Raw genomic sequence first — 23,576 nt, forward strand, 5'->3', positions numbered from 1 at the left:
GACCGCACCCGAAAGCATTCCATGACCGCAGCCCACTACGACGCTCTTGAAACCCGCGATCCGCACGCACGCGAAGCGGCCCTGCTCGCGGCCCTGCCCGCCCAGGTAGCCCATGCCCAGAAGGCCTCGCCCGCCTTCGCCGGCATCCTGGCCGGGGTCGACGCCTCGGCGATCACCAGCCGCGCAGCCCTCGCGCAACTGCCCGTGACGCGCAAGCACGAGCTGCTCGAGCGCCAGCAGGCCGGCCGCGCCGGCAACGTCTTCGGCGGCTTCAGCGCCCTCGGCTTCGGCGCGGCCATGCCGCGCGTGTTTGCCAGCCCCGGCACCATCTATGAGCCCGAAGGCACGCGGCGTGACTACTGGCGCATGGCGCGCGCCATCTTCAGCGCCGGCTTTCGCCCCGGCGAGCTGATCCACAACAGCTTCAGCTACCACTTCGTGCCCGCTGGCTCCATGATGGAGACCGGTGCCCACGCCCTGGGCTGCACGGTGTTTGCCGGCGGCACCGGCCAGACCGAGCAGCAGGTGCAGGCCATGGCCGAGCTGCGCCCCGCGGGTTACATCGGCACGCCGAGCTTCCTCAAGCTGATCGTCGAAAAGGCGGCGGAGATGGGAGTCCCCCTGCCGACCGTCACCAAGGCGCTGGTCTCGGCCGAAGCCTTCCCGCCCTCGCTGCGCGACTGGTTCGCCGAGCGCGGCATTGCAGGCTACCAGTGCTATGCCACGGCCGATCTGGGACTGATTGCCTACGAGACCAGCGCGCGCGAAGGCCTGGTGCTCGACGAGGGGGTGATCGTGGAGATCGTGCGCCCCGGCACCGGCGACCCCGTGCCCGAGGGCGAGGTCGGCGAACTGGTGGTGACCACCCTGAACCCCGACTACCCGTTGGTGCGCTTTGGCACCGGCGACCTCTCGGCGGTGCTGCCCGGCACCTGCCCCACGGGCCGCACCAACAGCCGCATCAAGGGCTGGATGGGCCGCGCCGACCAGACCACCAAGGTGCGCGGCATGTTCGTGCACCCCGGACAGGTGGCCACCATTGCACGGCGCTTTCCACAGGTGCTGCGTGCGCGCCTGGTGGTCAGTGGCGAGATGGCCAACGACCAGATGCTGCTGCAGGTGGAGACCACCGAGACCGCCGAAGGCCTGGCCCAGCAGCTCGAAAGCGCCATCCGCGAGGTGACCAAGCTGCGCGGCGAGGTGCAGATGGTGCCGCCTGGCAGCCTGCCCAACGACGGACGGGTGATCGAGGACGCGCGCAGTTACCGCTGACGCGTCCGGCTTAATCCATTGGCCTCATGGGGGATTAATGGAGCAATCCATATTCCCCATATATAGACATATTCTGCAAATATGGAGAAGGCTTGGAGCGTATTTTCCCAGGCCCCTCTCCAAACCCCTGACCCAGGTCAATCCAAGGGAAAACGCTGCCCCTTTTCCGGGCCAGTGTTTACCCTTAAATTGCTATCCCATTGATAGCTGAACATGACGAAATACAGTGCGCTTGAGCCTTCTTTTGCTTAAAGCCACTACCCCCCGCATGGTACGTAATTCCCGCAATACTGGCGAAAGGGTCGCTGGATATCATGGCCCGTCTTTTACAGAGGAGCACTCATGAAAAAACTGATCCAACTCGCCCTTGTCGCCGCAGCGGCAGCAGCCGCCTTCGGCGCCGCAGCGCAGGAATATCCATCCAAGGACAAGACGGTCACCATCGTGGTGCCTTTCGCTGCCGGCGGCCCGACCGACCGCGTGGCGCGTGACCTGGCCGAAGCCCTGCGCAAACCGCTGGGCGCCAACGTGGTGGTGGACAACACCGCCGGCGCCGGCAGCTCCATCGGTGCCGCCCGCGTCGCCCGCGCCGCACCCGACGGCTACACCCTGCTGCTCAACCACATCGGCATGTCCACCATGCCTGCGCTGTACCGCAAGCTGGCCTTCAGCGTGCCCAACGACTTCGAGTACCTGGGCATGGTCAACGACGTGCCCATGACGCTGATCGCGCGCCCCACCATGGCCGCCAACAACTACAAGGAACTGTCGGCCTGGCTCGCCCAGAACAAGGGCAAGATCAACCTGGGCAATGCCGGCCTGGGCTCTGCCTCGCACCTGTGCGGCCTGATGTTCCAGAGCGCCGTGCAGATCGACATGACCCCCGTCCCCTACAAGGGCACGGCACCGGCCATCACCGACCTGATCGGCGGCCAGATCGACCTGCTGTGCGACCAGACCACCAACACCTCGGGACAGATCGAAGCCAAGAAGGTCAAGGCCTACGCCGTGACGACCCAGAAGCGCCTGACCACGCCTTTGCTCAAGGACCTGCCCACGCTGGCCGAGTCGGGCCTGAAGAACTTCGAAGTGACCATCTGGCACGGCCTGTACGGTCCCAAGGGCACGCCACCTGACGTCGCCAAGAAGATCAACGACGCTCTGAAGGTCGCCCTCAAGGACCCCGACTTCATCAAGAAGCAGGAAGGCCTGGGCGCCGTGGTCGTGACCGACAAGCGCGTCGAACCCGCCGAGCACAAGAAGTTCGTGGTGGCCGAGATCGACAAGTGGACTGCCGTGATCAAGGCGGCCGGCACCTACGCCGACTGATCGCCCGGAACCCGCGCGCTGCGCAAGCCACCACGCTCCCAGGGCCTGGTGGCTTTTTTTGCGCCCGGGTGGCCGAGCACCCAGCCTGATTTCCACCAGCCTCGCACGCATTCCACGCCCCCGTCTTCGGGTAATCCATCTGCCCGGAGCGCGCGCGCCCGCGTAGAACTGCAGGCATACACCCGGCTCTTCAAGAAAGCATTTCCATGGCACAGCACGCCCGCAACACCCACCCCGCGATCGCCGCGAAAACCCGCGCCCGCAGCCGCCGCAAGGCCATTGCCATGGCGTTCACCCTGAGCGCGCTGGGCGCGCTGGCCGTGGCCACCGCCAGCGCCTTGCTGCTGCCCCGGTCCGCCCACGCACAGCAACCGGGCGCAGCACCTGCCGGCGGCGCATGGCCCAACAAGCCGGTGCGCATAGTCGTGCCGTTTGCGCCCGGGGGCACCACCGACATCCTGGCCCGCGCGCTCACGCCCGACCTGTCGCGCGTGTTCGGCCAGCAGTTCGTGGTGGACAACCGCGCGGGCGCCGGCGGCAACGTGGGCGCCGAGATCGTGGCCAAGGCCCCGGCCGATGGCTACACCCTGCTCATGGGCACGGTGGGCACGCACGGCATCAACCGCGCGCTGTACGCCAAGCTGCCCTACGACCCGATCAAGGATTTCGCGCCCATCACCCTGGTCGCCGCCGTGCCCAACGTGATGGTGATGAACGTGGACAAGGCCAAGTCCCTGGGCATCACCAATGTGCAGGATTTCATCCGCGCCGCCAAGGCCAACCCCGGCAAGTTCAACATGGCATCGAGCGGCAACGGCACCTCCATCCATCTGGCGGGCGAACTGTTCAAGAGCATGACCGGCACCTTCATGCTGCACCTGCCCTACCGCGGCTCCGGCCCCGCGCTGCTGGACCTGGTGGGCGGCAACGCCGACGTGATGTTCGACAACCTGCCCTCCTCCATGGCCCAGATCAAGGCCGGTAAGCTCACCGCCCTGGCCGTGACCAGCAGCCAGCGCTCCGGCGCGCTGCCCGAAGTGCCCACGGTGGAACAGGCCGGCGGCCCCACGCTCAAGGGCTACGAGGCCAGCTCCTGGTTCGGCCTGCTGGCCCCCGCCGGCACCCCGCCCGACATCGTGAACCGCATCCAGCAGGAAGTCGCCAAGTCCCTGGCCTCCCCCGCGATGAAGGAGCGCCTGATGGCCCAGGGAGCGATCCCCGGCGGCAACACGCCGGCCGAGTTTGCCCGGCACATCGACGCCGAGCACAAGAAGTGGGCGCAGGTGGTGAAGGCGTCGGGGGCGAAGGTCGACTAACGCTTCCAGCCTGCGCGGCAAGGCGCGGAACCGTCAGGCCATGGGCTGGCGGATGACCGTCTTCCACTTCTCGGGCGCGGCCTTGCGGATGTCGCTCAGGTAGATCTCATGGTGCTTTCCCGCCCGTGAGGCCCGCGCATCGATGAAGTCGTGGACCCGCTCGATGGTGGGACCTTCCTCTGCAAAGGGACCGAGGTGCAGCACCTGCGCGCACCGCCCTTCGGCAAACTCCTCCAGGCGCATGCGTTCCACGCCCGGCAGCGCCTTCTTGCGCCGGACCTCTTCCATGGCACGGGCAACGACCTCAGGCGTGGCAAAGGAAGGCTGCATGACCATCATCGTCCACTTCCACCGGGCGCGGTCATTGGCGACGAACGCCGACATGTCATCCGCCCACCACAGGCCTTCCAGCGGCATCACCGCGTAGTCGATGGCCTGCGCGCCCTTCTTGACCATGAACTTGGCGGTGTAGGAGACCGCAAACAAGGCCTCCACGGCCTGCGCATAAGGAATGGAGCCGGTCGGGTCGCCCGCTCCATCGACCATCAGGAACCGGAACGCGGGGACTTCGACCTCGACCACGCTGCGGGCCGAGGGCTGGTACAGGTGCTTGAGATCCTTCTTCAGGTCTATCTTGTCCACAGGCTTCCCCGGTTCAGGCACAGGCCCTGGTCACACGCCCCAGACCACGTCTGCCTGCTCCGCCGAGTTCTTGCGCAGCATCTCGATGAACGGCGCTGCGCGCTGGCGCAGCTTCACCGTCTCGGCAGGGCCACCAGGTTCTTCTTCGCCCTCGGCGTCCTGGCCCTCCTGCACCGGCGGCTGGGCCTCGCTGGCCTTCACCGCCGCCTCGAGCGCTGCAATCGCGCCAGGGATCTGCGCCGCGGTCACGATGCCGTTGGCACCCGGCGTCTTGCCGATGATCTCCAGGATCTGGCGGCCCTGGGGTTCCAGCATGATCAGGTCGGCGGCGGCTTTGGACTTGAATTTGTAGAGCATGGTGTGCAGATGTCCTCTCAAGTGGCAGTGTTCTCTTTGTACATGTAGTCCCGGGTGAACGGGTAGTCCGATTGTGCGCCGGGTGGTCTGCCCCTTGCCGCATCCCCGTCGGGCCTCGTGGCCAGCATCTGGTGCAGGGCCATCCAGCCTCGCTCGAAGCCGAGGGCGCTTCCAGCGAGGTACAGGCGGTACGCACGCAGCACCTTATCGCACTGCGCGTCGCCCCCTTGTGCGGCCAGCACCTCGCGCGCCGCAGGCAACCTTGCCTCCAGCCTGTCGGACCAGGCCCACAGGGTGCGCGCATAGTGCGGGCGCAGGTTCTCGGTGTCCACCATTTCCAGGCCGGCGCGTGCCATGTCCGCCAGCACCACGCTCACGTGCAGCAGTTCGCCGCCAGGAAAGATGTATTCCTCGATGAAGTCACCCATGCCGGCGCCCAGCTGGGTGTTGTCCACCGCACCGGCGGTGATGCCATGGTTGAGCAGCAGGCCGCCCGGCCGCAGCAGGCGGTGCACCGCGGCGAAATAGCGGCCCATCTGCGCGCGCCCCACATGCTCGAACATTCCGACCGAGGCAATCTTGTCGAAGGGCACCGCAGGCTCCAGCTCGCGGTAGTCGCGCAGCTCCATGCGCACGCGGCCCTGCAGGCCGCGTTCTGCAATCAGGCGCTGAACGTGCGCGTGCTGGTGGCGTGAGAGGGTGATGCCCGTGGCGTCCACACCATAGTGCTCGGCCGCCCACAGCAGCAGGCCACCCCAGCCGGCACCGATGTCCAGGAAGCGCTCGCCGGGCGCCAGGCGCAGCTTGCGGCAGATATGGTCGAGCTTGGCCCGCTGCGCCTGGTCCAGGTCCATGCCGGCGCCGCGGTAGTAAGCGCAGGAGTACACGCGCCGCTCGTCCAGCCAGAGCGCATAGAAATCGTCGGACAGGTCGTAGTGGAAACGCACGTGCCGCGCGTCGTGTCCCCGAGTGTGCGCGGCCATGGAACGGGCGCGCGCCAGCGCGCGGTGCCACCAGTGGTGCCGTTGTCCGTGTGCCGGGTCGCGGGTCAGCAGGCCGGCGGCAGCGGCCATCAGGTCGCGCATGCCGCCTTCGATCGCCACGCGGCCCTCGACGATGGCAGCGCCGACGTTGCCGATCTCGCCCGTGGCCAGGGCGACCAGGGCCATGCGGTCCCTGAACCGCAGGATGACGGCAGGCTTGCTGGCGCCCAGTTGCTGGCCTGCCGGCAGCTGGACCGCCATGGGCACGGGCAAGGCCGCCAGCCGCCCTTCCAGGGCGTGCAGCAGGTGCTTCATGCCGGTTATTTTTGGCCTTGTGCTGCAGTGCGTCAACACCCTGTCCCAGCGGAAACCACCGCTCAGGCGTTTTTCCGGGATGGCCCCATTGACAGTATTTTGTTTAAGCCTAAACTATTTTCCCATGAACATACTTTGCATTGGCGGCGGCCCCGCAGGTCTGTATTTCGCCCTGCTCATGAAGCAGCAGAATCCGGCACACCGCGTGACGGTGCTCGAGCGCAACCGACCGTTCGATACCTTCGGCTGGGGCGTGGTGCTCTCGGACCAGACGCTGGCCAACCTGCAGGCGGCTGATGCCGCCACGGCGCGCCAGATCGGCGATGCGTTCAACCACTGGGACGACATCGAGGTGTTCTTCAAGGGGCAGAGCGTGCGCTCGGGCGGCCACGGCTTCTGCGGCATCGGCCGCAAGCGGCTGCTCAACATCCTGCAGGACCGCTGCCTGGCGGTGGGCGTGGAGCTGGTGTTCGAGGCCGACGTACAGGACGACCAGGAAGCCGCCGCGAAGTACGGCGCCGACCTGGTGATTGCCAGCGATGGCCTGAACAGCCGCATCCGCACCCGCTACGCCGCCACCTACCAGCCCGACATCGACCTGCGCCAGTGCCGCTTCGTCTGGCTGGGCACGCACAAAAAGTTCGACGCTTTTACCTTTGCTTTCGAGCAGACGGAGCACGGCTGGTTCCAGGCCCATGCCTACCAGTTCGACGCCGACACCTCCACCTTCATCGTGGAAACGCCCGAAGCCGTGTGGAGGGCCCATGGCCTGGACCAGATGGAGCAGCCCGAGGCCATCGCCTTCTGCGAGCGCCTGTTCGGCAAGTACCTCGATGGCAACGCCCTCATCAGCAACGCCACGCACCTGCGCGGCTCGGCCAACTGGATCCGTTTCCCGCGCGTGATCTGCAACACCTGGGTGCACCGCGAGACCATCGCCGGCAAGGCCGTGCCCATCGTGCTGATGGGCGACGCAGCGCACACCGCGCATTTCTCCATCGGCAGCGGCACCAAGCTCGCGCTCGAGGACGCCATCGACCTGGCCAACGAGTTCGCCACCGGACTGCCCATCGCCGAAGTGCTCACGCACTACGAAGCCCGCCGCAGCGTGGAGGTGCTCAAGATCCAGAACGCGGCGCGCAACTCCACCGAGTGGTTCGAGAACGTGACGCGCTACACCGGCATGCAGGTGGAGCAGTTCGCCTACTCGCTGCTCACGCGCAGCCAGCGCATCAGCCATGAGAACCTGCGCCTGCGCGATGCGCAGTGGCTCGAAGGCTACGAGGGCTGGCTGGCCGGCGGCAAGACCGCAGTGCCGCCCATGCTCACGCCGTTCACCGTGCGCGGCCTCACGCTCAAGAACCGCATCGTCGTCTCGCCCATGGCCACCTACAGCGCGGTCGACGGCGTGCCGCAGGACTTCTTGCTGGTGCACCTGGGAGCGCGCGCCCTGGGCGGCGCGGCCATGGTGATGGTGGAGATGACCAGCCCCACACCCGAAGGCCGCATCACCCCCGGCTGCACGGGGCTGTGGAACGACGACCAGCAGGCCGCCTTCACGCGCATCGTGCAGTTTGTGCACGGCAGCAGCAGCGCGAAGATCGGCATGCAGCTGGGCCACAGCGGGCCCAAGGGCTCGACCCGCGTGGGCTGGGAGGGCACGGACGAGCCGCTGGAACAGGGCAACTGGCCGCTGCTCGCCGCCAGCCCCCTGGCCTATGGCGAGCAGAACCAGCCCCCTGCGGCCATGACCCGCGAGGGCATGGACGCCATGACCGCAGCCTTCACCGCCAGCGCACACCGCGCAGCCGCCTGCGGCTTCGATTGGCTGGAGCTGCACTGCGCGCATGGCTACCTGCTGGCCAGCTTCATCAGCCCCATCACCAACCAGCGCAGCGACGACTACGGCGGCAGCCTGGCCAACCGCTGCCGCTACCCGCTCGAAGTGTTCGCCGCGCTGCGCGCCGTGTGGCCGGTCGACAGGCCCATGAGCGTGCGCATCTCGGCGCACGACTGGGCGCCCGGTGGTACCACGCCTGACGACGCCATCGAGATCGCGCGCCTGTTCAAGGCCGCGGGCTGCGACCTGATCGACGTGTCCTCCGGCCAGACCACGCGCGCCGCCAGGCCCGTCTACGGCCGCATGTACCAGACACCGTTTTCCGACCGCATCCGCAACGAGCTGGGCATCGCCACCATGGCCGTGGGCGCGATCAGCGAGGCCGACCATGCCAACAGCATCATCGCCGCCGGCCGCGCCGACCTGTGCGCGATCGCGCGCCCGCACCTGGCCGACCCGGCCTGGACGCTGCACGCCGCAGCCCAGCTGAGCCCCGTGGCCGCCGCACACACCGACTGGCCCGTGCAGTACTGGAGCGGCCGCGACCAGATGCTGCGCGAGATCGGCAAGCAAAAGCAGGTGCAGGCCGCGCTGGAAGCGCAGCAAAAGCGCGGCTCCAATGAGGAAGAGGGCTAGGCCATGGACCTCGAAGCCCGACTGCACGGCGCCGCGCCGAGCGAGCACCCCGAAGCCCTGCGCCTGTGGCTGCGCATGCTGACCTGCACCCAGCTGATCGAAAAGCAGGTGCGCGCCGGCCTGCGCGAGCGCTTCGACACCACGCTGCCACGCTTCGACCTCATGGCGCAGCTCGAGCGCTCGCCCGACGGACTGAAGATGAAGGACCTGTCGCGCCGCATGATGGTCACGAGCGGCAACGTCACCGGCATCACCGACCAGCTCGTGGCCGAAGGCCTGGTGGAGCGCGTGGAGGTCGAGGGCGACCGCCGCGCCTACTGCGTGCGCCTGACCCCCCAGGGCCGCGCCCAGTTCAACGAGATGGCGCGCCAGCACGAGCAGTGGATCGTCGAGGCCTTCGCTTCGCTGGGCGAGCGCGACATCGCCACCTTGCACCGGCTGCTGGGCAAGGTCAAGGAACACACCCTCAAAAACCCCGTGGAGACAGAACAATGAAGCACAACATCGGCGCCGGCAACCCCATGCGCGCACAGTTCGAACCCAAGGCCCCGTACACGGCGCAGCACTTCGCCTGGAGCTTCGCCGATGGCGTGGGCACCGTCACGCTGAACCGGCCCGAGCGCAAGAACCCGCTGACCTTCCAGAGCTATGCGGAGCTGCGCGACTTCTTCTACGCGCTGCGCTTTGCCACCGACGTGAAGTGTGTGGTGGTCACGGGCGCGGGCGGCAATTTCTGCTCGGGCGGCGACGTGCACGAGATCATCGGCCCGCTGACCGGCATGACCATGCCCGAGCTGCTCGAATTCACGCGCATGACGGGCGACCTGGTCAAGGCCATGCGCGCCTGCCCGCAGCCCATCCTGGGCGCCATCGACGGCATCTGCGCTGGTGCGGGCGCCATGATGGCGCTGGCCTGCGACATGCGCTACGGCACGGCAGCGGCCAAGACGGCCTTCCTGTTCACCCGCGTGGGCCTGGCCGGGGCGGACATGGGCGCCTGCGCACTGCTGCCGCGCCTGATCGGCCAGGGCCGCGCCTCGGAGCTGTTGTTCACGGGCCGCTCCATGACGGCGCAGGAAGGCCTGGCCTGGGGCTTCTTCAACGACCTGTACGAACCGGCCGACCTGCTGGCCCAGGTGCAGGAAACCGCGCGCGCACTGGCCAGCGGCCCCACCTTCGCCCACGGCATGACCAAGACCATGCTCAGCCAGGAGTGGGCCATGACCATCGACCAGGCCATCGAGGCCGAGGCCCAGGCCCAGGCCATCTGCATGCAGACGCAGGACTTCCGCCGCGCCTACGAGGCCTTCGCGGCCAAGCAGAAACCCGTGTTCCAGGGGGACTGACGCCATGCACATCGCCACCCCACCGGCGCCCTGCCCCCCCTCCACGGCGCACCTGGACCTGCCCTTCTTCGACGACGCGCACCGCGAGCTGGCGCGCGGCCTGGTGCCCTGGGTTGCCGCCCAGGACGTGGACGAAACCGACGACCGCGCCGCCTGCCGCGACTGGGTACAGCGCCTGGGCGCTGGCGGCTGGCTGCGCTACTGCGTGCCCGCCGCGCACGGCGGCGCCCTGCCCGCGCTGGATTCGCGCGCGCTGGTGCTGCTGCGCGAGACCTTGGCCTACCACTCGCCGCTGGCCGACTTCGCCTTTGCCATGCAGGGCCTGGGCAGCGGCGCCATCACCCTGGCCGGCAGCGCCGCCCAGCAGGCACACTACCTGCAGGGCGTGGCCAGCGGTCAGCTGATCGCGGCCTTCGCGCTGAGTGAGCCCGAGGCCGGCTCGGACGTGGGCGCCATGCGCACCACGGCACTGCCTGCCGCGGGCGGCGCCTATGCCCTCAACGGTAGCAAGACCTGGATCAGCAACGGCGGCATCGCCGACTTTTACTGCGTGTTTGCCAAGACCGATCCGGACGGCGGCACACGCGGCATCAGCGCCTTCATCGTCGACGCCACGGCCAAGGGCCTGGACACGTCGCAGCACATCCACGTGATGGCGCCGCACCCGCTGGCCACGCTGGCCTTCACGGATTGCCAGGTGCCGGCCACGGCCCTGCTGGGCGAGTTGAACGGCGGCTTCAAGCTGGCCATGCGCACCCTCGACATCTTCCGCGCCTCGGTGGCCGCCGCCGCCCTGGGCATGGCCCGGCGCGCGCTGGCCGAGGCCGTGCACCATGCGCGCCAGCGCCACATGTTCGGCCAGACGCTGGCGGACTTCCAGCTCACGCAGGCGCGCATCGGCGAGATGGCGGCGCTGGTGGACAGCGCGGCGCTGCTCACCTACCGCGCCGCCTGGCTGCGCGACGAAGGCGAAAAGCGCGGCGGTACGCGGGTCACCGCAGAGGCGGCCATGGCCAAGATGAGCGCCACCGAGAACGCCCAGCGCGTGATCGACATGGCGCTGCAGCTGCACGGCGGGCGCGGCGTGGAAGTGGGCAGCAAGGTGGAGAGCCTGTACCGCGACATCCGCTCGCTGCGCATCTACGAGGGCGCGACCGAAGTGCAGCAGCTCATCATCGGCAAGGCCGCCCTGCAGGCGTCCTGAACCTCCATCGAAGAGGAGCATTCCCATGGCCCACCCCAGCGCCCAGCCCGACCATTTCGTGCACGACCGCCTGCCGCCAGCGCAGGCCCTGCCCACGCTGCGCTACGGCGCACCGGAGCTGCAGATCCCCGACCAGGCCAACCTGGTGCAGGCCCTGTTCGACCAGGCCGAACGCGCCGGCCACGGCGACCGGCCCCTGCTGCGTGGCCCGCAGCGCAGCTACACCTACCGCGAGGCACGCACCGAGGCCGCGCGCATTGCCGAGCTGCTCACGAAAGAGCATGGCCTGGTGCCCGGCAACCGCGTGCTGCTGCGCGGCGGCAACACGGTGGAGATGGCGCTGGCCTGGCTGGGCGTGGTGCATGCCGGCCTCGTCGCGGTGGCCACCATGCCGCTGCTGCGTGCGGTGGAACTGGGCAGCATCATCGAGCGGTCCCAGCCCACGCTGGCGCTGTGCGATGGCCGGCTGCTGGCCGAGCTGCAGGCGGCGCAGGCGGATCACCCGGCGCTCGCGGCCATCGTCCCCTTCCACACCGCGCCCGATGCAGGCGACCTGCTGACGCGCGCGCAGGCCCTGCCGGGTAACCAGCCGGCCTGCCCGACCGCGGCCGACGACGTGGCGCTGATGGCCTTCACCTCGGGCACCACGGGCGCACCCAAGGCCGCCGTGCACACGCACCGCGACGTGCTGGCCGCCTGCGAGGCCTGGCCGCGCCATGTGCTGCGCGCCCGGCCCGAGGACATCGTGGCGGGCTCGCCGCCGCTGGCCTTCACCTTCGGCCTGGGCGGGCTGCTGGTGTTCCCGATGTGGGCCGGGGCCAGCGTCTACTTCCCCGACCAGCCCTACACGCCCGAGACCATGGTGCGCCTGATGCGCGAGGCCGGCGTGACCATCTGCTACACCGCGCCCACCTTCTACCGCCAGATGGCGCCCTTTGCACGCCAGCTGGGCCTGCCCACGCTGCGCACTAGCGTGAGCGCGGGCGAGGCCCTGCCCGACGCCACGCGCCAGCTGTGGAAGGAGGCCACGGGCATCGACATGACCGACGGCATCGGCGCCACCGAAATGTTCCACATCTTCATCTCGGCCGCGGGCGGCGAGAGCCGAGCCGGCGCCATCGGCAAGGTGGTGCCGGGCTACGAGGCCAAGGTGGTGGACGGCCAGGGCCAGGAACTGCCGCGCGGCACGGTGGGCAAGCTCGCCGTGGTCGGCCCCACGGGCTGCCGCTACCTCGACGACCCGCGCCAGGCCAAGTACGTGAAGGACGGCTGGAACTACCCGGGCGACGCCTTCGTGCAGGACGCGGACGGCTACTTCTTCTACCAGGCGCGCGATGACGACATGATCATCACCGCGGGCTACAACGTCGGCGGCCCCGAGGTCGAGGACGCCCTGCTGCGCCACCCGGCTGTGGCCGAGTGCGCCGTGATCGGCGTGCCCGACGAGGAGCGCGGCATGGTGGTCAAGGCCTTCTGCGTGCTCAAGCCCGGCCACACGGGCGACGCCGCCATGGCCAAGGCCCTGCAGGACCACGTGAAGGCCACCATCGCGCCGTTCAAGTACCCGCGCCTGGTGGAATTCGCCACCTCGCTGCCGCGCACCGAGACTGGCAAACTCCAGCGCTTTCGGCTGCGCCAGCGCGAAGCCGCAGCAGCGTCCGCCGCTGCCAACCCGACCACCAAGACACCATGAACACCCACTTGCAACCCCCTGGCTGGGTCACCCCCAAAGGCTACGCCAACGGCGTGGCCGCGCGCGGCACGATGATCTTCACCGGCGGCCAGATCGGCTGGAATGCAGCGCAGCAGTTCGAGAGCGATGACTTCATCGCCCAGACGCGCCAGACCCTGCTCAACGTGCGCGCCGTGCTCGAAGCCGGCGGCGCCGGCCCCGAGCACCTGGTGCGCCTGACCTGGTACGTGGTCGACCGCAACGAGTACAACGCCCGCTTGAAGGAACTGGGCGTGGTCTACCGCGAGGTGCTGGGCAAGCACTTCCCGGCCATGGCCTGCGTGCAGGTGGCCGGCCTGATGGAAGAGCGCGCCAAGATCGAGATCGAAGCGACCGCCGTCATCCCGGACGCCTGAACCCGCGGCCATTTCCCAACGCCGTGCCGCGGCAGAGTCGGCATGCACACTCTCCATGAATTCGCTATGACAAAATGGAATAGCGAACCAACATGGAGGAGAACGCATGCAATCCACGACACCACGTCCCCATCGACTCCTGGCCGTCGGCCTGGCCACCACCCTGCTGCTGGCCCTGGCGGCCTGCGGCGGCAGCGACGAGGGGCCGTCCATCCGCGTCCAGGGGGCGGTGGACAGGGCCGGCAACTACGACACCGCCGCACTGCAACGCCAGACGGCCGTCACGCAGTCGGTCACGTTCACGAGCGGCAGCGGAGCGCAGTCGCGCACCTACACGGGCGCCACGCTGTGGTCGGTGCTGAGCGGTGCAGGCATCACCCTCGACGCCAGCCGTAAGAACGATGGCCTGAACCGCTATGTGCTGGCCACGGGCAGTGACGGCTACCGCGTGGCCTTCGGCATGGGCGAGATCAACCCCGAATTCGGCAACAAGGCCAGCCTGGTGGCCTATGCCGAAACGCAAAGCGGCACCTCGGGCCCGCTGACCAGCGCCGATGGCCCCTTCCGCGTGACGGCGCCCGGTGACGTCAAGGGCGGGCGCTATGTCTCCAACCTCGTGCGGCTGGAGGTGCGGCCCTCGGGCTCCACGGCAGTGGCCGCGGGTGGCGGCGTGTCCGGCAGTTTGGCGGTGTCCGGCGCAGTGACCAAGCCAATGAGTTTCGACCTGGCCGCATTGCAGGCCCTGCCGGCCAGCACGGTCACGGTGGCGGGCACCACCTATACCGGCGTGAACCTGTGGACGCTGCTGAACGGCAGCACCGGCCTGAAGACCGACGCCACGGCCAAGAACCCCACGCTGGCCATGGTGGCCGTGGCCACCGGCAGCGATGGCTACAAGGCCCTGGTGTCACTGGGCGAGATCGACCCCGGATTTGGCGCCAAGGGCGCCCTGGTCGCCTATGCCGCCAATGGAGAAGGCCTGGGCGCCAACGGGATGGCGCGGCTGATCGTGCCCGGCGAGGTCAAGCAGAGCCGCTCGGTCTCGAACCTCAGCCACATCGAGGTCATCACCGCAGCGCCTTGAAGCCCATCAGCGGACAGGCGCGCCGCCTGAGGGTACTGAGGCCCCACGGCGCGCCCAGCGCGCCTGGATGGCCTTGCCGTAGAGGATGAACACCAGCGCCGCACCGATCAGCGGCAGCGCGGCATACACCCAGCCCGTGAGCAGCTCGCCGCCCAGCGCCACGCCCACCAGCAGGGCGACGGCGGGGTTCACGAAGGAGTAGCTGCCGGCCAGCGCAGCCGAGGTGTTCTGCAGCAGCCACAGGTAGGCGTTGAGCGCCACCAGCGTGCCGAAGAACAGCAGGTACACCCAGGCCGCCCAGGACTTGGCGCTGACTTGGCCCAGCGCGCTCACGGGCTCGAAGCACAGCGCCACCACCAGGCCCATGGCCCCGCCCGTGAACCACTGCGCGGCCGAGGCCATGGCCGGTGCGGGCAGGGACAGGCGGCGCGATGCGTAGGAGCCGATGCTCCAGCACAGCGGCGCGCCAAAGGCCAGCAGCGCGCCCAGCCAGGTGACCGAGAAGTCGCCCTCCATCGCCAGCAGCAGCGCCCCAATCACGCCCAGGGCCAGCCCGATCCAGCTGGTGGCGGGCACGCGCTCGCCGCCCCAGCGCGACCACAGGGCCAGCCACATCGGCATGGTAGTGACCACCGTGGCCATGAGGCCCGAGCCGATGCCCATCTTCTGCGCAAAGCCCATGAGGTTCATCGCCAGGAACACCATGCAGCCGCCGACCACGGCCGAGTTGCGCCACTGCACGGCCGTGGGCAGGGCATGGCCCTGCCACAGCGCCACCGCCAGCATGATGGCCCCGGCACAAAGGAAACGGATGGCATTCATCAGCAGCGGCGGCATGGTCTGCACCGCGATGCCGATGGCGAAATAGGTGGTGCCCCAGACGATGTACACCAGCAGCAAGGCGATGGCGATAGCCCACACACGGCGGTTACCTGCTTGCGCATTGAAAAATGTCGGCATATTCTTCACCTGACCGGAAAATTTATGGAAATCACAGGGATTTCGGAATTTTTACCAAATTCATGCGCTTATGCAAGCAAATATTCAGACAGATGAGATAGACGCCAGAATTATTTCTGCCTTGGGCACCGATGGCCGACGTTCATACGCCGACGTCGGGGCCGAAGTGGGCCTGTCGACGGCGGCTGTGCATGAGCGGGTGAAGAAGATGCTGGACAAGGGCGTGATCCGCCGCTTCTCGATCAGCGTGGACCACGAGCGCGTGGGGCTGAACTTCACGGCCTTCGTCGCCATCCGCAACAATGGCGGCATCCACTGCCGCGACGTGGCGCCACGCCTGCGCGCCATGCCCCAGGTGGAGGAATTGCACAGCGTGGCCGGCGAGTACGACTTCCTGGCCAAGATCCGCACCACGCATGCGCGCGCGCTGGAGGATGTGATCTACGAGATCAAGGCGATTGCCGGCGTGGCCCGCACCACCAGCACCGTGGTGCTCAACACCGAGTTCGAGGACCGGCCGCTGGACTTGAACTGGATGAACGACAAGGCAGGCTGACTCTTCAGATGGCGATGCCCACCGCGGCGTTATGCACAGCGCGCACAAGGCTGTAGACCGTGAGGGCCGAGGTCTTGGGGTTGGCAGCCAACGGCAGGTTCTCCATCTGCAGTTCCAGCCGACCGAAGGCGCCGCGCGCGATGACGGCGTGCACGTTGCGGGTGACGCCCGGGTCGGCCACCAGCTCCACCTGGGTGCGATCCAGCCCCAGACCCGCCAACGACACCGTGGCCGCTACGTTGGCATTCTTCGGGAACTGCCGTGCCGCTTCGCGCGCGCTGCCGCGAAAGATGACCTGCGGTGCCACCAGGCGGGCCAGGTCGAAGGCCTGCTCGGCCGGCGTGCCCGCCCAGCTCAGCGGCGGCTTGCGCCCCACGTAGGTCACCTCGTCGAGCCCGCCGAAGCGCGCCGCTGCCAATGCGTCGATGGCGCCGATGGCACCGGACACCAGCTGCAGCCGGGTTCCGCCCTCGTGCGCGGCAGCCTTCAGCCGCGTCAGCAGGTCCGCATCGTGCAGGGCGCCCACCGAGGCCATGGCGCAGGGGATGCCGGCCTGCAGTGCGGGCACCACATGGGCCAGCACCGCCGCATGGCCCGCGCATTCGACGACGAGATCGGGGCGCTGCACCGGCCCGAGATCCAGCGTGCTGGCCACGCGCACCTGCGGCGCGAGCGCCGCGCAAGCCGCCTGGGCGGCCGCGAGGGAAGCCGGGGACACGATGACCTGCGCCAGGTGCACACGGTCATCGCCCGCCAGTTCCTGCGCCAGGGCCTGGCCGATGGCACCAAAGCCGACCACGGCAAGCCGCAGCGGTGAACGGTGCCCTGTCATGCGGCCGTACCGGGGAAATGTGCCCCACAGCGCGCATGCCAGCTGCGCCAGTCGCGGCCCGGGTGCACCTCGCCGCAGTGCGCGCAGGTGCGTTCGGCCGGTGCCGAATCGTAGAACGCGGTGTAGGTGCGCGGCAGATCCTCGACGATGCTCGTGAGCTGCAGCTCGCTGCGCACCACCAGGCCGCCGCAGGCGGCGCAGTACCACTCGAAGGCGTCGATCGAGCCCACCGGCCGGTTGCGCTCCACCACCGTGCACAGGCTGCCCGACTCGGGCCGCTGGGGCGAGTGGCGCACGTGCGCGGGCAACAGGAAGATGTCGCCCTCGCGCAGGTGCACGCGCTCGAACTTGCCGCGGTCGGCGATCAGCAGCGAGGCATTGCCCTTGAACTGGTGGAAGTACTCCTCGTAGGGGTCGTCGTGGAAGTCGGTGCGCTCGTTGGGGCCGCCCACCACGGTGCAGACCAGGTCGGCGTTTTTCCAGATCTGCTGGTTGCCCACGGGCGGCTGCAGGCGCGCGCTGTGGGCATCGAGCCACTGCTGGAAGTTCAGGGGCTTGCTGTAGTGATCGTAGGCCAGATCGGCCGGTTGGTAGGGCATGGGAACACTCACTTTCGAGACAGGGAAAACCACCGCGCCAGCAGGCGCTGCAGCCTGTGCCACGGGGAAGGAGGAGGCAGGTGACCGGCAGGCACGCCCAGCACCCGGGCGAAGCGCTCGAAGAACTCTTCGCTGAGCTTGCGCGAGCTGGCCTCGACCAGCCGGTTGCCGAACTGCGCCAGGCGCCCGCTGAGTTGCACCTGCACCCACCAGTGCAGCACCGTGCCGCCGTCGCCGGTGGGCTCGAAGCGCACACGCGCCGTGCCCTGGCCGCTGCCCAGGGCGCCGGCCTGGCCCACGAAGACCATGGTCAGCGCGCGCGGCGGCTGCAGGTCGCGCAGTGTGACCTCGCTCTTGAAACGCACCGACAACGGGCCCAGGCCGACCTTGACCGTGGCCTCGTAGTCGGTGGCGCTGCGCTGCACCAGCGCTTCGCAGCCGGGGATGCTGGCCTGCAGGTTCTGTGCATCGAGGATGGCCTGCCAGACCTGGGCCGGCGGCGCCGCCAACGCCTGGCGGCCGCCGAAGCCGTCCTTGGGCACGGCTTCGGGGTCTGGCGTGGCAGGCGCCTGCCGAACCGCCGATGGCGCCAGCGGCGCATGGCGCGGCAGTGCCTCGCCCGTGAGGGCGGCCACGCAGCGCCGGGCCAGCACCCCGGCCAGATGGCAGCGATAACCGGCCGAGGCATGCAGGTCGCCCAGCGCCGTGAGGTCATCGGAGGGGATAGCAGACAAGGCCGCCAGGCCGAACTGGCCGCCAAGCGCCTGTTCGGCCCCAGGCCAGCGCGCGATGCCCATGCCCAGCCCGGTCACGGCCACGCGCACCTGGCCCGGCGCGGTATGCGCCACAGCCACGCCCACCAGCGCAAAGCGCGAGGCAGGCTGCTCGAACTTGAGGTAATGCAGGCCCTGCAGCCGGGGGAAGCGCACGCCGACGATCAGCTCGCCCGGTTCCAGCGCCGTGCTGTACAGGCCCTGGAAGTAATCGTCTGCCGCAATCTCGCGCCGCGCGGTGACGATGGTGGCACCCGCCGCCATCACCCCGGTGGGCCAGCAGGCCGCGGGGTCGTTGTGCGCCAGCGAGCCGCCGATGGTGCCCATGGCACGCACCTGCGCATCGGCGATGCCGCCGGCCAGGGCCGCCAGGCCCGGGGCGAAGCCCCGCACGGTGGCACTGGCTGCCACGCTGGCATGCGTGGCCATGGCGCCGATCCAGAGCGCTGGCGCACCCTGCGGCCCGGTCTCCACGCGGATGTCGCGCAGGCCCGGCACGTCCTGCAGGTCGATCAGCACCGCTGGCGTGGCCATGCCCAGCTTCATCGCGGCCAGCAGCGACTGGCCGCCAGCCAGCCAGGCCTGGCTGCCTTGCGCAGACGCGGGCATCAGCGCAAGCGCCTCGGCCAGCGAAGCAGGTCGATGGAAGTCCAATGCGTTCATGCCGGCTCCGTTCCGCGCATGGCGACCAGTCCCTCGCAGACCGCGTTCACGATGCCCTCGTAACCCGTGCAGCGGCACAGGTTGCCGCCCAGGGCATGGCGCACCCAGTGCGGGTCGATGGACTCCTCGGCGGCCTCGGGCTCATCAGCCAGAGCCACCGCGCGCATCAGGAAGCCCGGCGTGCAGAAGCCGCACTGCAGCGCATGGTGCCGGCTGAAGGCCTGCTGCATGGGGTGCAGCCGATCGGGTGCCGGGGCCAGCCCTTCGACCGTGCGCACGGCCCGGCCCTGCACCTGCAGGGCCAGCACATTGCACGACTTCACGGCCCGGCCGTCCACCTGCACCGTGCAGGCACCGCACTGGGCCGTGTCGCAGCCCTGGTGCGTGCCGCGCAGGGCCAGCGGGCCACGCAGGCAATCCACCAGCAATGTGTTGGCTTCCACCTGCACGCTGCAGACCTGGCCGTTGACCTGCAACTGGATCGGCATCCTCTGGCTCATGCGGGTGCGCGCCTCAGGCCAGGCGCAGGCCGCAGCCTGCAAAGGCTTCGCGCGTGGCAGCCAGCTCGGCCTCGGTCATGTTCAGCAGCGGCCGGCGCACGGGGCCGCCGTGCTGGCCCAGCAGTTCCTGCCAGGCCTTGCCATGCGCCTGCGGCTTGCCGGCGGGCTTGCTGGCGCGGAATGCGGCGCGCACCGGTTCCAGGCTGTCGCGCACCTTGCGCGCTTCGGCGTGCTGGCCGGCAAAGGCCAGGCGGGTGTACTCGTTCATGCGCTGGTCCACCTTGGTCTGCAGCAGGAAGGGCGGCGTGGAGCACAGGTAGAGCTTCCAGTTGAGCTCGATGATGTTTTCCAGCCAGTCTTCCTCGGAGGGGTTGCTCACCTGGATCTTGTGGCCGGCCAGTTCGGTCAGGCGCTTGTAGCGCGCGCGGTCGGCGCTGTACTTGATGGCCACGATGTTGGGCAGGTCGGCGATGCGGTTGCACAGCTCAGGGCTCATGGTATAGCCGCAGTCGGGGTGGTTCCACATGGCGATGCCGATGTCAAGCTGCTCCGAAAGGTAGCGGTAGTACTCGTAGATCGTCTCTTCCGTGTCGGCGCCGAAGTGCAGCACCGGGCTGTGCACGATCACGTAGTCGGCACCGACCTGGGCCGAATGGCGCGCCAGGTCGAGCACCACGTCGAGGTTGGTGTCCGAGCACGAGGTGATGATGCCGCAGCGGCCGATGCCGCCGCGGTTGCCCGCAGCCTGCGCGGCCTCGACCGACAGGGTGATCAGGCGCTTGCGCTCCTCGATCGACATGGCGAAGAACTCGGCCTGCTTGCCCGCGATGAACAGGCCGCCCAGGTTCAGGTCGCGGATCCAGTGGTCCATGTTCTGGCGCAGCGCCTTCTCGTCGATGCGCAGGGCCCCGTCGAAGGGCGTGAGGTTGGCAGCCCAGACGCCGACGAAGTGTTCGCGGGCGTATTCCTTGGCTTCAGACTTCTTGTAATCCATGGTGTTTTCCTTTCAAGACATGGGTTGGGTTCAGAGACCCTGGCCGCTCATCGCGCGCCAGAACTGTTCGGAGGTGAGGGGAAACTGCAGCGCGCATTCGCCCACCGGCGCCAGCGCATCGCGCGCCGCGTTCATCAGCGCGGCCGGCACGCCAATGCAGCCGGCTTCGCCCACGCCCTTGGCGCCCAGCAGGTTGTGCGGGCTCGGCGTGGAAAAACTGTGGATGTCGATGGCGGCCGGCATGTCGTCAGCGCGCGGCGCGGCATAGTCCATCAGCGAGCCGGTCACCAGCTGGCCCGCGCCGTCGTAGACCAGGCGCTCCAGCAGGGCCTGGCCCAGGCCCTGGGCGAGGCCGCCGATCAGCTGGCCCTTGGCCAGCTCGGGGTGGACGATGTGGCCGGCGTCGTCGGCCCAGGTGATCTGCTCGATGGTGGGGCGGCCGGTGTCGCGATCCACCGCCATGCGCGCGATCACGCAGCCGTAGCTCCAGGCCTCGCCGCCCGTGAAACGACCCGCCGAGGTCAGCGGCAGCGCCTCGCCCGCCGCACGCCGCGCCACCAGGTCGCGGCAGGCCTGCACAATGGCGCTGCCCGCAAGGGCGGTGCTGCGGCTGGCCAGCGCGCCCACGCCGGGCGGGCACAGTGCGGTGTCGCCATACACGACCTCGACCAGCTCATCGGCCATGCCCAGTGCCTCGCCGGCAATGCGCGCATAGGTTGTGCCGTGGCCCTGGCCTTGCGCGGGGGACCCCGTGGCCACGGTCACGCGGCCGTCTTCATGCCAGTCCACGCGCGCCGACTCCCAGCCCACGCCGCAGGGCTCGACATAGAGCGCCATGCCGATGCCCACCACCTCGCCCTCGGCGCGGCGCTGCGCCTGCAGCGCGCGCTGCTCCGCGTAGCCGAAGCGCTCGCAGGCCAGCTCCAGCGCACGCCGGTAGTCGCCACTGTCGAAGACCTCGCCGGTCGGCGTGGTGTAGGGCATGTCGGCGGCTTCCACCAGGTTGCGACGGCGCAGTTCCACCGGGTCGATGCCCGCGGCGCGCGCGGCCTGCTCGACCAGGGTTTCCATCAGCAGCGCGGCCTCGGGCCGGCCCGCACCGCGGTAGATGGTGACCGGGGCCGTGTGGGCCAGGCCGGCGCGCCCCTGCACGTCGAGCCGCGCCACGCGGTAGGGCCCGGGCAGGATGCGCGCCGTGTTGCGCAGCGGCACGACGGCCGAGAACGGCAGCCAGGCGCCCAGGGTGAACTGCAGCTCGGCCTGCAATGCGGCAAAGCGCCCTTGCGCCGTGACGGACAGGCGGCCCGACATGCGCGCCCCCCGGCCGTGCATGCCCGAGGTGAACTCGTCCGAGCGCGAGGAGATCCAGCGCACCGAGGCACCCACGCGGCGTGCGGCCAGCGGGATGGCCAGCTCCTCGGGGCAGAGCGAGGACTTGGCGCCAAAGGCACCGCCCACGTTGCCGGTGATGACACGCACGCGCGCTTCGTCCCAGCCCAGCGCGGCAGCGATATCCGCCTGCGCCCGGGTCGGCGACTGCGTGCCCAGGTGGACCGTGAGGCGGGCCGGTGCAGCATCGGCACCGACTGGCCCATGCCAGTGTGCGAGCATCCCGCGCGGCTCCATCGACAGGGCCAGCACGCGCGGCACCTCCAGCGCGGCGCTGGCTTCGCTGGCGACCACGTGGGTGGAGGCATCCGCTGCCTCGAAGTGGTGCTCTACCTCGGTCACGGGACGGGTGCCATCGAAGTCCGGCACGGGCACCAGCGGCTCGATGTCGAGCTGCACGCACGACGCAGCCTGCTGCGCCTGGGCCGGCGAACGGGCGAGCACCAGGGCCACGGGTTGGCCGACATAGACCACCTCGCCGCGCGCCAGCGGCTCGATGCGCGGCACGCTGGCCACGGGCAGCAGCGGGTTGGGTGGGGGCATGTGGACCACGCGGTCCGCATCCGACGGGGCCAGCAAGGTCTCGGCAATGAGCACCGCCACGACACCGGCGGACTGCTCGGCCGCCCCGGTCGCAATCGAACGCAGCCGGCCGTGCGCCAGCGGAGAGCGCACGAACACCGCATGCAGCACGCCTTCGGCCACCACGTCGCCGGTGTACTGCCCACGGCCCGTGAGCAGGGCGGGATCTTCGCGGCGAAGGGGGGTGAAGGCCGTTTTCAGCATGGAGCGGATTAGACCGATGCCCCCTTCGCCGGGCAATCGCATAATTTTGAAAGACTTTGAAGTTTGCCGACACAATCGCGCCATGGACCTCCTGGACAATCCCTCCAACCTCAGCCTGCGCCAGCTGCGCGCGTTCTGGCTCGTCGCGCACGAAGGCACCATGACGCGGGCGGCCGCGCGCATGCACCTCACGATCTCGGCGCTGTCGATGCTGGTGCGCACGCTGGAGGAAGAACTCGGCGTGCGCCTGTTCGAGCGCACCACGCGCCGCATCGAGCTGACCGAGGCCGGCCGCCAGTTCCTGCCCACGGTGCGCGACGTGTTCTTTGCCCTCGACTCGGGCCTGCAGACGCTGCAGGAGAGCAAGCGCCGCAAGAGCGAGCGGCTCTCGGTCGTGACCTCGCCGCTGCTGGCGGCCAGCCTGGTACCCGAGGTCATCGCACGCTTTCGCGAGCAGTTCCCGAACGTCACGGTGACCCTGGTGGATGCCCCCGTGGACCAGGTCGTGGCCCACGTGCGCGAGGGCAAGTCGGATTTCGGCATCTGCACCGCCGACCTGGCCTCGACGGACCTGGTCTCCCAGGTGCTCTACAAGGACACGCTGGTGCTGGCCTGCAGCCCCGACCACCCGCTGGCCGAGCGCCGCGAGGCGAGCTGGGGCGACCTCACGGACCAGAGCCTGATCCTGCTGACCTCGAACACGGGCCTGCGCCGGCTGGCCGACCAGACCCTGGGGCAGCTCACGCTGCGCCTGAAGCCCGCGTTCGAGGTGGCCAACATCCAGACCGCCGTCGGCCTGGTCGCGGCGGGCCTCGGGGTCTCGGTGCTGCCGGCCTACAGCCTGTCGCGCGTGGACGGGCAGCGCGTGGTCTCGGTGCCGCTGACCGACCCCGTGGTGACGCGGGAAATCGTCGCGCTGTGCACCCGCGCACGGCCATTTTCAATGGCCGCTGAAGCATTCTTGAAGCTGTTCACAAAATACGCAGACCAGAGCGCGATTTAAGCGGTTTTTCGATCGGTTTTGCTGGTGTTGCCTCTGTTCAGCGGGGCAGCGCACCAGTACAAAAGTAGGGCGCCCTCACATGTCCCGGCGCACACACAAGGAAACCGAT

General features: G+C 69.0%; 22 protein-coding genes and 1 pseudogene. 12 read left to right on the plus strand and 11 right to left on the minus strand.

Annotated elements, in window-relative coordinates:
- The first annotated feature begins 21 nt into the window (after positions 1–21).
- From AC07PA_RS08455 to AC07PA_RS08465, 3 genes are all read left to right on the plus strand, one after another.
- Entirely contained in the window at positions 22–1,272 is a 1,251-nt protein-coding gene (locus tag AC07PA_RS08455) for a phenylacetate--CoA ligase family protein (RefSeq protein WP_494609238.1), read from the plus strand.
- A gap of 342 nt (positions 1,273–1,614) precedes the next feature.
- Positions 1,615–2,601 carry a tripartite tricarboxylate transporter substrate-binding protein gene (locus AC07PA_RS08460; RefSeq protein ID WP_007854321.1) on the plus strand — a complete coding sequence of 329 codons (987 nt, stop codon included), beginning with the start codon at positions 1,615–1,617 and terminating at the stop codon, positions 2,599–2,601.
- A 206-nt stretch (positions 2,602–2,807) separates the two neighbouring features.
- On the plus strand, positions 2,808–3,917 hold the full coding sequence (locus AC07PA_RS08465; RefSeq protein WP_494609237.1) for a Bug family tripartite tricarboxylate transporter substrate binding protein: 1,110 nt from the start codon (positions 2,808–2,810) through the stop codon (positions 3,915–3,917).
- Between the two features lie 33 nt (positions 3,918–3,950).
- On the opposite strand, the gene AC07PA_RS08470 is transcribed toward AC07PA_RS08465, so the two are convergent.
- Genes AC07PA_RS08470 through AC07PA_RS08480 form a run of 3 tightly spaced genes read right to left on the minus strand, consistent with a single transcriptional unit; the run spans position 3,951 to position 6,214 of the window.
- Positions 3,951–4,559 (minus strand): GyrI-like domain-containing protein, encoded by a 609-nt coding sequence (locus tag AC07PA_RS08470; protein ID WP_494609236.1) that lies wholly within the window; start codon positions 4,557–4,559, stop codon positions 3,951–3,953.
- A 30-nt stretch (positions 4,560–4,589) separates the two neighbouring features.
- On the minus strand, positions 4,590–4,916 hold the full coding sequence (locus AC07PA_RS08475; protein ID WP_494609235.1) for a DUF1840 domain-containing protein: 327 nt from the start codon (positions 4,914–4,916) through the stop codon (positions 4,590–4,592).
- A 17-nt stretch (positions 4,917–4,933) separates the two neighbouring features.
- Positions 4,934–6,214 carry a class I SAM-dependent methyltransferase gene (locus AC07PA_RS08480; protein WP_494609234.1) on the minus strand — a complete coding sequence of 427 codons (1,281 nt, stop codon included), beginning with the start codon at positions 6,212–6,214 and terminating at the stop codon, positions 4,934–4,936.
- 124 nt (positions 6,215–6,338) lie between these two features.
- Here AC07PA_RS08480 and AC07PA_RS08485 point away from each other — a divergent pair, with 124 nt between their 5' ends.
- From AC07PA_RS08485 to AC07PA_RS08515, 7 genes are all read left to right on the plus strand, one after another.
- Positions 6,339–8,690: a bifunctional salicylyl-CoA 5-hydroxylase/oxidoreductase gene (locus AC07PA_RS08485; RefSeq protein WP_494609233.1), complete on the plus strand. Its 2,352-nt coding sequence runs from the start codon at positions 6,339–6,341 to the stop codon at positions 8,688–8,690.
- Positions 8,691–8,693: 3 nt separating this feature from the next.
- Positions 8,694–9,185 carry a MarR family winged helix-turn-helix transcriptional regulator gene (locus AC07PA_RS08490; RefSeq protein ID WP_494609232.1) on the plus strand — a complete coding sequence of 164 codons (492 nt, stop codon included), beginning with the start codon at positions 8,694–8,696 and terminating at the stop codon, positions 9,183–9,185.
- Positions 9,182–10,036 (plus strand): enoyl-CoA hydratase family protein, encoded by an 855-nt coding sequence (locus AC07PA_RS08495; protein ID WP_494609231.1) that lies wholly within the window; start codon positions 9,182–9,184, stop codon positions 10,034–10,036. Before AC07PA_RS08490 ends, AC07PA_RS08495 begins: the two co-directional genes overlap by 4 nt.
- Positions 10,037–10,040: 4 nt before the next feature.
- On the plus strand, positions 10,041–11,240 hold the full coding sequence (locus tag AC07PA_RS08500; protein WP_494609230.1) for an acyl-CoA dehydrogenase family protein: 1,200 nt from the start codon (positions 10,041–10,043) through the stop codon (positions 11,238–11,240).
- A gap of 25 nt (positions 11,241–11,265) precedes the next feature.
- The gene (locus AC07PA_RS08505) at positions 11,266–12,933 is read left to right on the plus strand and encodes an AMP-binding protein (RefSeq protein WP_007854303.1); all 1,668 of its coding nucleotides are present in this window, start codon (positions 11,266–11,268) and stop codon (positions 12,931–12,933) included.
- Positions 12,930–13,328, plus strand: a complete 399-nt coding sequence (locus AC07PA_RS08510) for a RidA family protein (RefSeq protein WP_007854301.1) — start codon at positions 12,930–12,932, stop codon at positions 13,326–13,328. Before AC07PA_RS08505 ends, AC07PA_RS08510 begins: the two co-directional genes overlap by 4 nt.
- Before the next feature lie 106 nt (positions 13,329–13,434).
- Positions 13,435–14,412, plus strand: coding sequence for a molybdopterin-binding oxidoreductase (locus AC07PA_RS08515; protein WP_494609229.1), 978 nt, complete (start codon positions 13,435–13,437; stop codon positions 14,410–14,412).
- Positions 14,413–14,418: 6 nt separating this feature from the next.
- On the opposite strand, the gene AC07PA_RS08520 is transcribed toward AC07PA_RS08515, so the two are convergent.
- Positions 14,419–15,372 carry an EamA family transporter gene (locus tag AC07PA_RS08520; RefSeq protein WP_494609228.1) on the minus strand — a complete coding sequence of 318 codons (954 nt, stop codon included), beginning with the start codon at positions 15,370–15,372 and terminating at the stop codon, positions 14,419–14,421.
- A 70-nt stretch (positions 15,373–15,442) separates the two neighbouring features.
- Between AC07PA_RS08520 and AC07PA_RS08525 the strand changes: the two genes are divergently transcribed.
- The gene (locus AC07PA_RS08525) at positions 15,443–15,928 is read left to right on the plus strand and encodes an Lrp/AsnC family transcriptional regulator (RefSeq protein ID WP_494609227.1); all 486 of its coding nucleotides are present in this window, start codon (positions 15,443–15,445) and stop codon (positions 15,926–15,928) included.
- Between the two features lie 4 nt (positions 15,929–15,932).
- On the opposite strand, the gene AC07PA_RS08530 is transcribed toward AC07PA_RS08525, so the two are convergent.
- The 7 genes and pseudogenes from AC07PA_RS08530 to AC07PA_RS08560 all read right to left on the minus strand — a co-directional run bounded on the left by AC07PA_RS08530 (position 15,933) and on the right by AC07PA_RS08560 (position 22,464).
- Complete coding sequence (locus AC07PA_RS08530; RefSeq protein ID WP_494609226.1) at positions 15,933–16,760, minus strand: aspartate dehydrogenase; 828 nt, start codon at positions 16,758–16,760, stop codon at positions 15,933–15,935.
- A complete protein-coding gene (locus AC07PA_RS08535) occupies positions 16,757–17,359 on the minus strand; it encodes a 3-hydroxyanthranilate 3,4-dioxygenase (protein WP_494609224.1) in 603 nt (200 codons plus the stop codon). The genes AC07PA_RS08530 and AC07PA_RS08535 overlap by 4 nt, the downstream gene beginning before the upstream one ends.
- 8 nt (positions 17,360–17,367) lie before the next feature.
- On the minus strand, positions 17,368–18,012 hold the full coding sequence (locus tag AC07PA_RS08540) for an SRPBCC family protein (protein WP_494655370.1): 645 nt from the start codon (positions 18,010–18,012) through the stop codon (positions 17,368–17,370).
- Positions 17,986–18,795 (minus strand): annotated as a pseudogene (locus tag AC07PA_RS08545) (FAD binding domain-containing protein); the annotation flags it as partial. The gene AC07PA_RS08540 and the pseudogene AC07PA_RS08545, both read right to left, overlap by 27 nt.
- Positions 18,792–19,295, minus strand: a complete 504-nt coding sequence (locus AC07PA_RS08550) for a (2Fe-2S)-binding protein (RefSeq protein WP_007862031.1) — start codon at positions 19,293–19,295, stop codon at positions 18,792–18,794. The pseudogene AC07PA_RS08545 and the gene AC07PA_RS08550, both read right to left, overlap by 4 nt.
- A gap of 13 nt (positions 19,296–19,308) precedes the next feature.
- Complete coding sequence (locus tag AC07PA_RS08555; protein WP_007862032.1) at positions 19,309–20,289, minus strand: dihydrodipicolinate synthase family protein; 981 nt, start codon at positions 20,287–20,289, stop codon at positions 19,309–19,311.
- A 30-nt stretch (positions 20,290–20,319) separates the two neighbouring features.
- Positions 20,320–22,464 (minus strand): xanthine dehydrogenase family protein molybdopterin-binding subunit, encoded by a 2,145-nt coding sequence (locus AC07PA_RS08560; RefSeq protein WP_494609222.1) that lies wholly within the window; start codon positions 22,462–22,464, stop codon positions 20,320–20,322.
- Between the two features lie 82 nt (positions 22,465–22,546).
- On the opposite strand from AC07PA_RS08560, the gene AC07PA_RS08565 reads away from it, so the two are divergent.
- The gene (locus AC07PA_RS08565; RefSeq protein WP_007862035.1) at positions 22,547–23,467 is read left to right on the plus strand and encodes a LysR family transcriptional regulator; all 921 of its coding nucleotides are present in this window, start codon (positions 22,547–22,549) and stop codon (positions 23,465–23,467) included.
- The last annotated feature ends 109 nt before the right edge of the window (positions 23,468–23,576 follow it).

It is taken from the genome of Acidovorax sp. GW821-FHT09B03 (genome assembly GCF_059418305.1).

Bases quoted from the DNA above. Each gene is read 5' to 3' on its own strand.
- AC07PA_RS08485 (WP_494609233.1), top strand. From the start codon at position 6,339: ATGAACATACTTTGCATTGGCGGCGGCCCCGCAGGTCTGTATTTCGCC.
- AC07PA_RS08505 (WP_007854303.1), top strand. From the start codon at position 11,266: ATGGCCCACCCCAGCGCCCAGCCCGACCATTTCGTGCACGACCGCCTG.
- AC07PA_RS08510 (WP_007854301.1), top strand. From the start codon at position 12,930: ATGAACACCCACTTGCAACCCCCTGGCTGGGTCACCCCCAAAGGCTAC.
- AC07PA_RS08555 (WP_007862032.1), bottom strand. From the start codon at position 20,289: ATGGATTACAAGAAGTCTGAAGCCAAGGAATACGCCCGCGAACACTTC.
- AC07PA_RS08550 (WP_007862031.1), bottom strand. From the start codon at position 19,295: ATGAGCCAGAGGATGCCGATCCAGTTGCAGGTCAACGGCCAGGTCTGC.
- AC07PA_RS08535 (WP_494609224.1), bottom strand. From the start codon at position 17,359: ATGCCCTACCAACCGGCCGATCTGGCCTACGATCACTACAGCAAGCCC.
- AC07PA_RS08500 (WP_494609230.1), top strand. From the start codon at position 10,041: ATGCACATCGCCACCCCACCGGCGCCCTGCCCCCCCTCCACGGCGCAC.
- AC07PA_RS08455 (WP_494609238.1), top strand. From the start codon at position 22: ATGACCGCAGCCCACTACGACGCTCTTGAAACCCGCGATCCGCACGCA.
- AC07PA_RS08490 (WP_494609232.1), top strand. From the start codon at position 8,694: ATGGACCTCGAAGCCCGACTGCACGGCGCCGCGCCGAGCGAGCACCCC.
- AC07PA_RS08480 (WP_494609234.1), bottom strand. From the start codon at position 6,214: ATGAAGCACCTGCTGCACGCCCTGGAAGGGCGGCTGGCGGCCTTGCCC.
- AC07PA_RS08560 (WP_494609222.1), bottom strand. From the start codon at position 22,464: ATGCTGAAAACGGCCTTCACCCCCCTTCGCCGCGAAGATCCCGCCCTG.
- AC07PA_RS08515 (WP_494609229.1), top strand. From the start codon at position 13,435: ATGCAATCCACGACACCACGTCCCCATCGACTCCTGGCCGTCGGCCTG.
- AC07PA_RS08495 (WP_494609231.1), top strand. From the start codon at position 9,182: ATGAAGCACAACATCGGCGCCGGCAACCCCATGCGCGCACAGTTCGAA.
- AC07PA_RS08475 (WP_494609235.1), bottom strand. From the start codon at position 4,916: ATGCTCTACAAATTCAAGTCCAAAGCCGCCGCCGACCTGATCATGCTG.
- AC07PA_RS08520 (WP_494609228.1), bottom strand. From the start codon at position 15,372: ATGCCGACATTTTTCAATGCGCAAGCAGGTAACCGCCGTGTGTGGGCT.
- AC07PA_RS08465 (WP_494609237.1), top strand. From the start codon at position 2,808: ATGGCACAGCACGCCCGCAACACCCACCCCGCGATCGCCGCGAAAACC.
- AC07PA_RS08530 (WP_494609226.1), bottom strand. From the start codon at position 16,760: ATGACAGGGCACCGTTCACCGCTGCGGCTTGCCGTGGTCGGCTTTGGT.
- AC07PA_RS08565 (WP_007862035.1), top strand. From the start codon at position 22,547: ATGGACCTCCTGGACAATCCCTCCAACCTCAGCCTGCGCCAGCTGCGC.
- AC07PA_RS08525 (WP_494609227.1), top strand. From the start codon at position 15,443: ATGCAAGCAAATATTCAGACAGATGAGATAGACGCCAGAATTATTTCT.
- AC07PA_RS08460 (WP_007854321.1), top strand. From the start codon at position 1,615: ATGAAAAAACTGATCCAACTCGCCCTTGTCGCCGCAGCGGCAGCAGCC.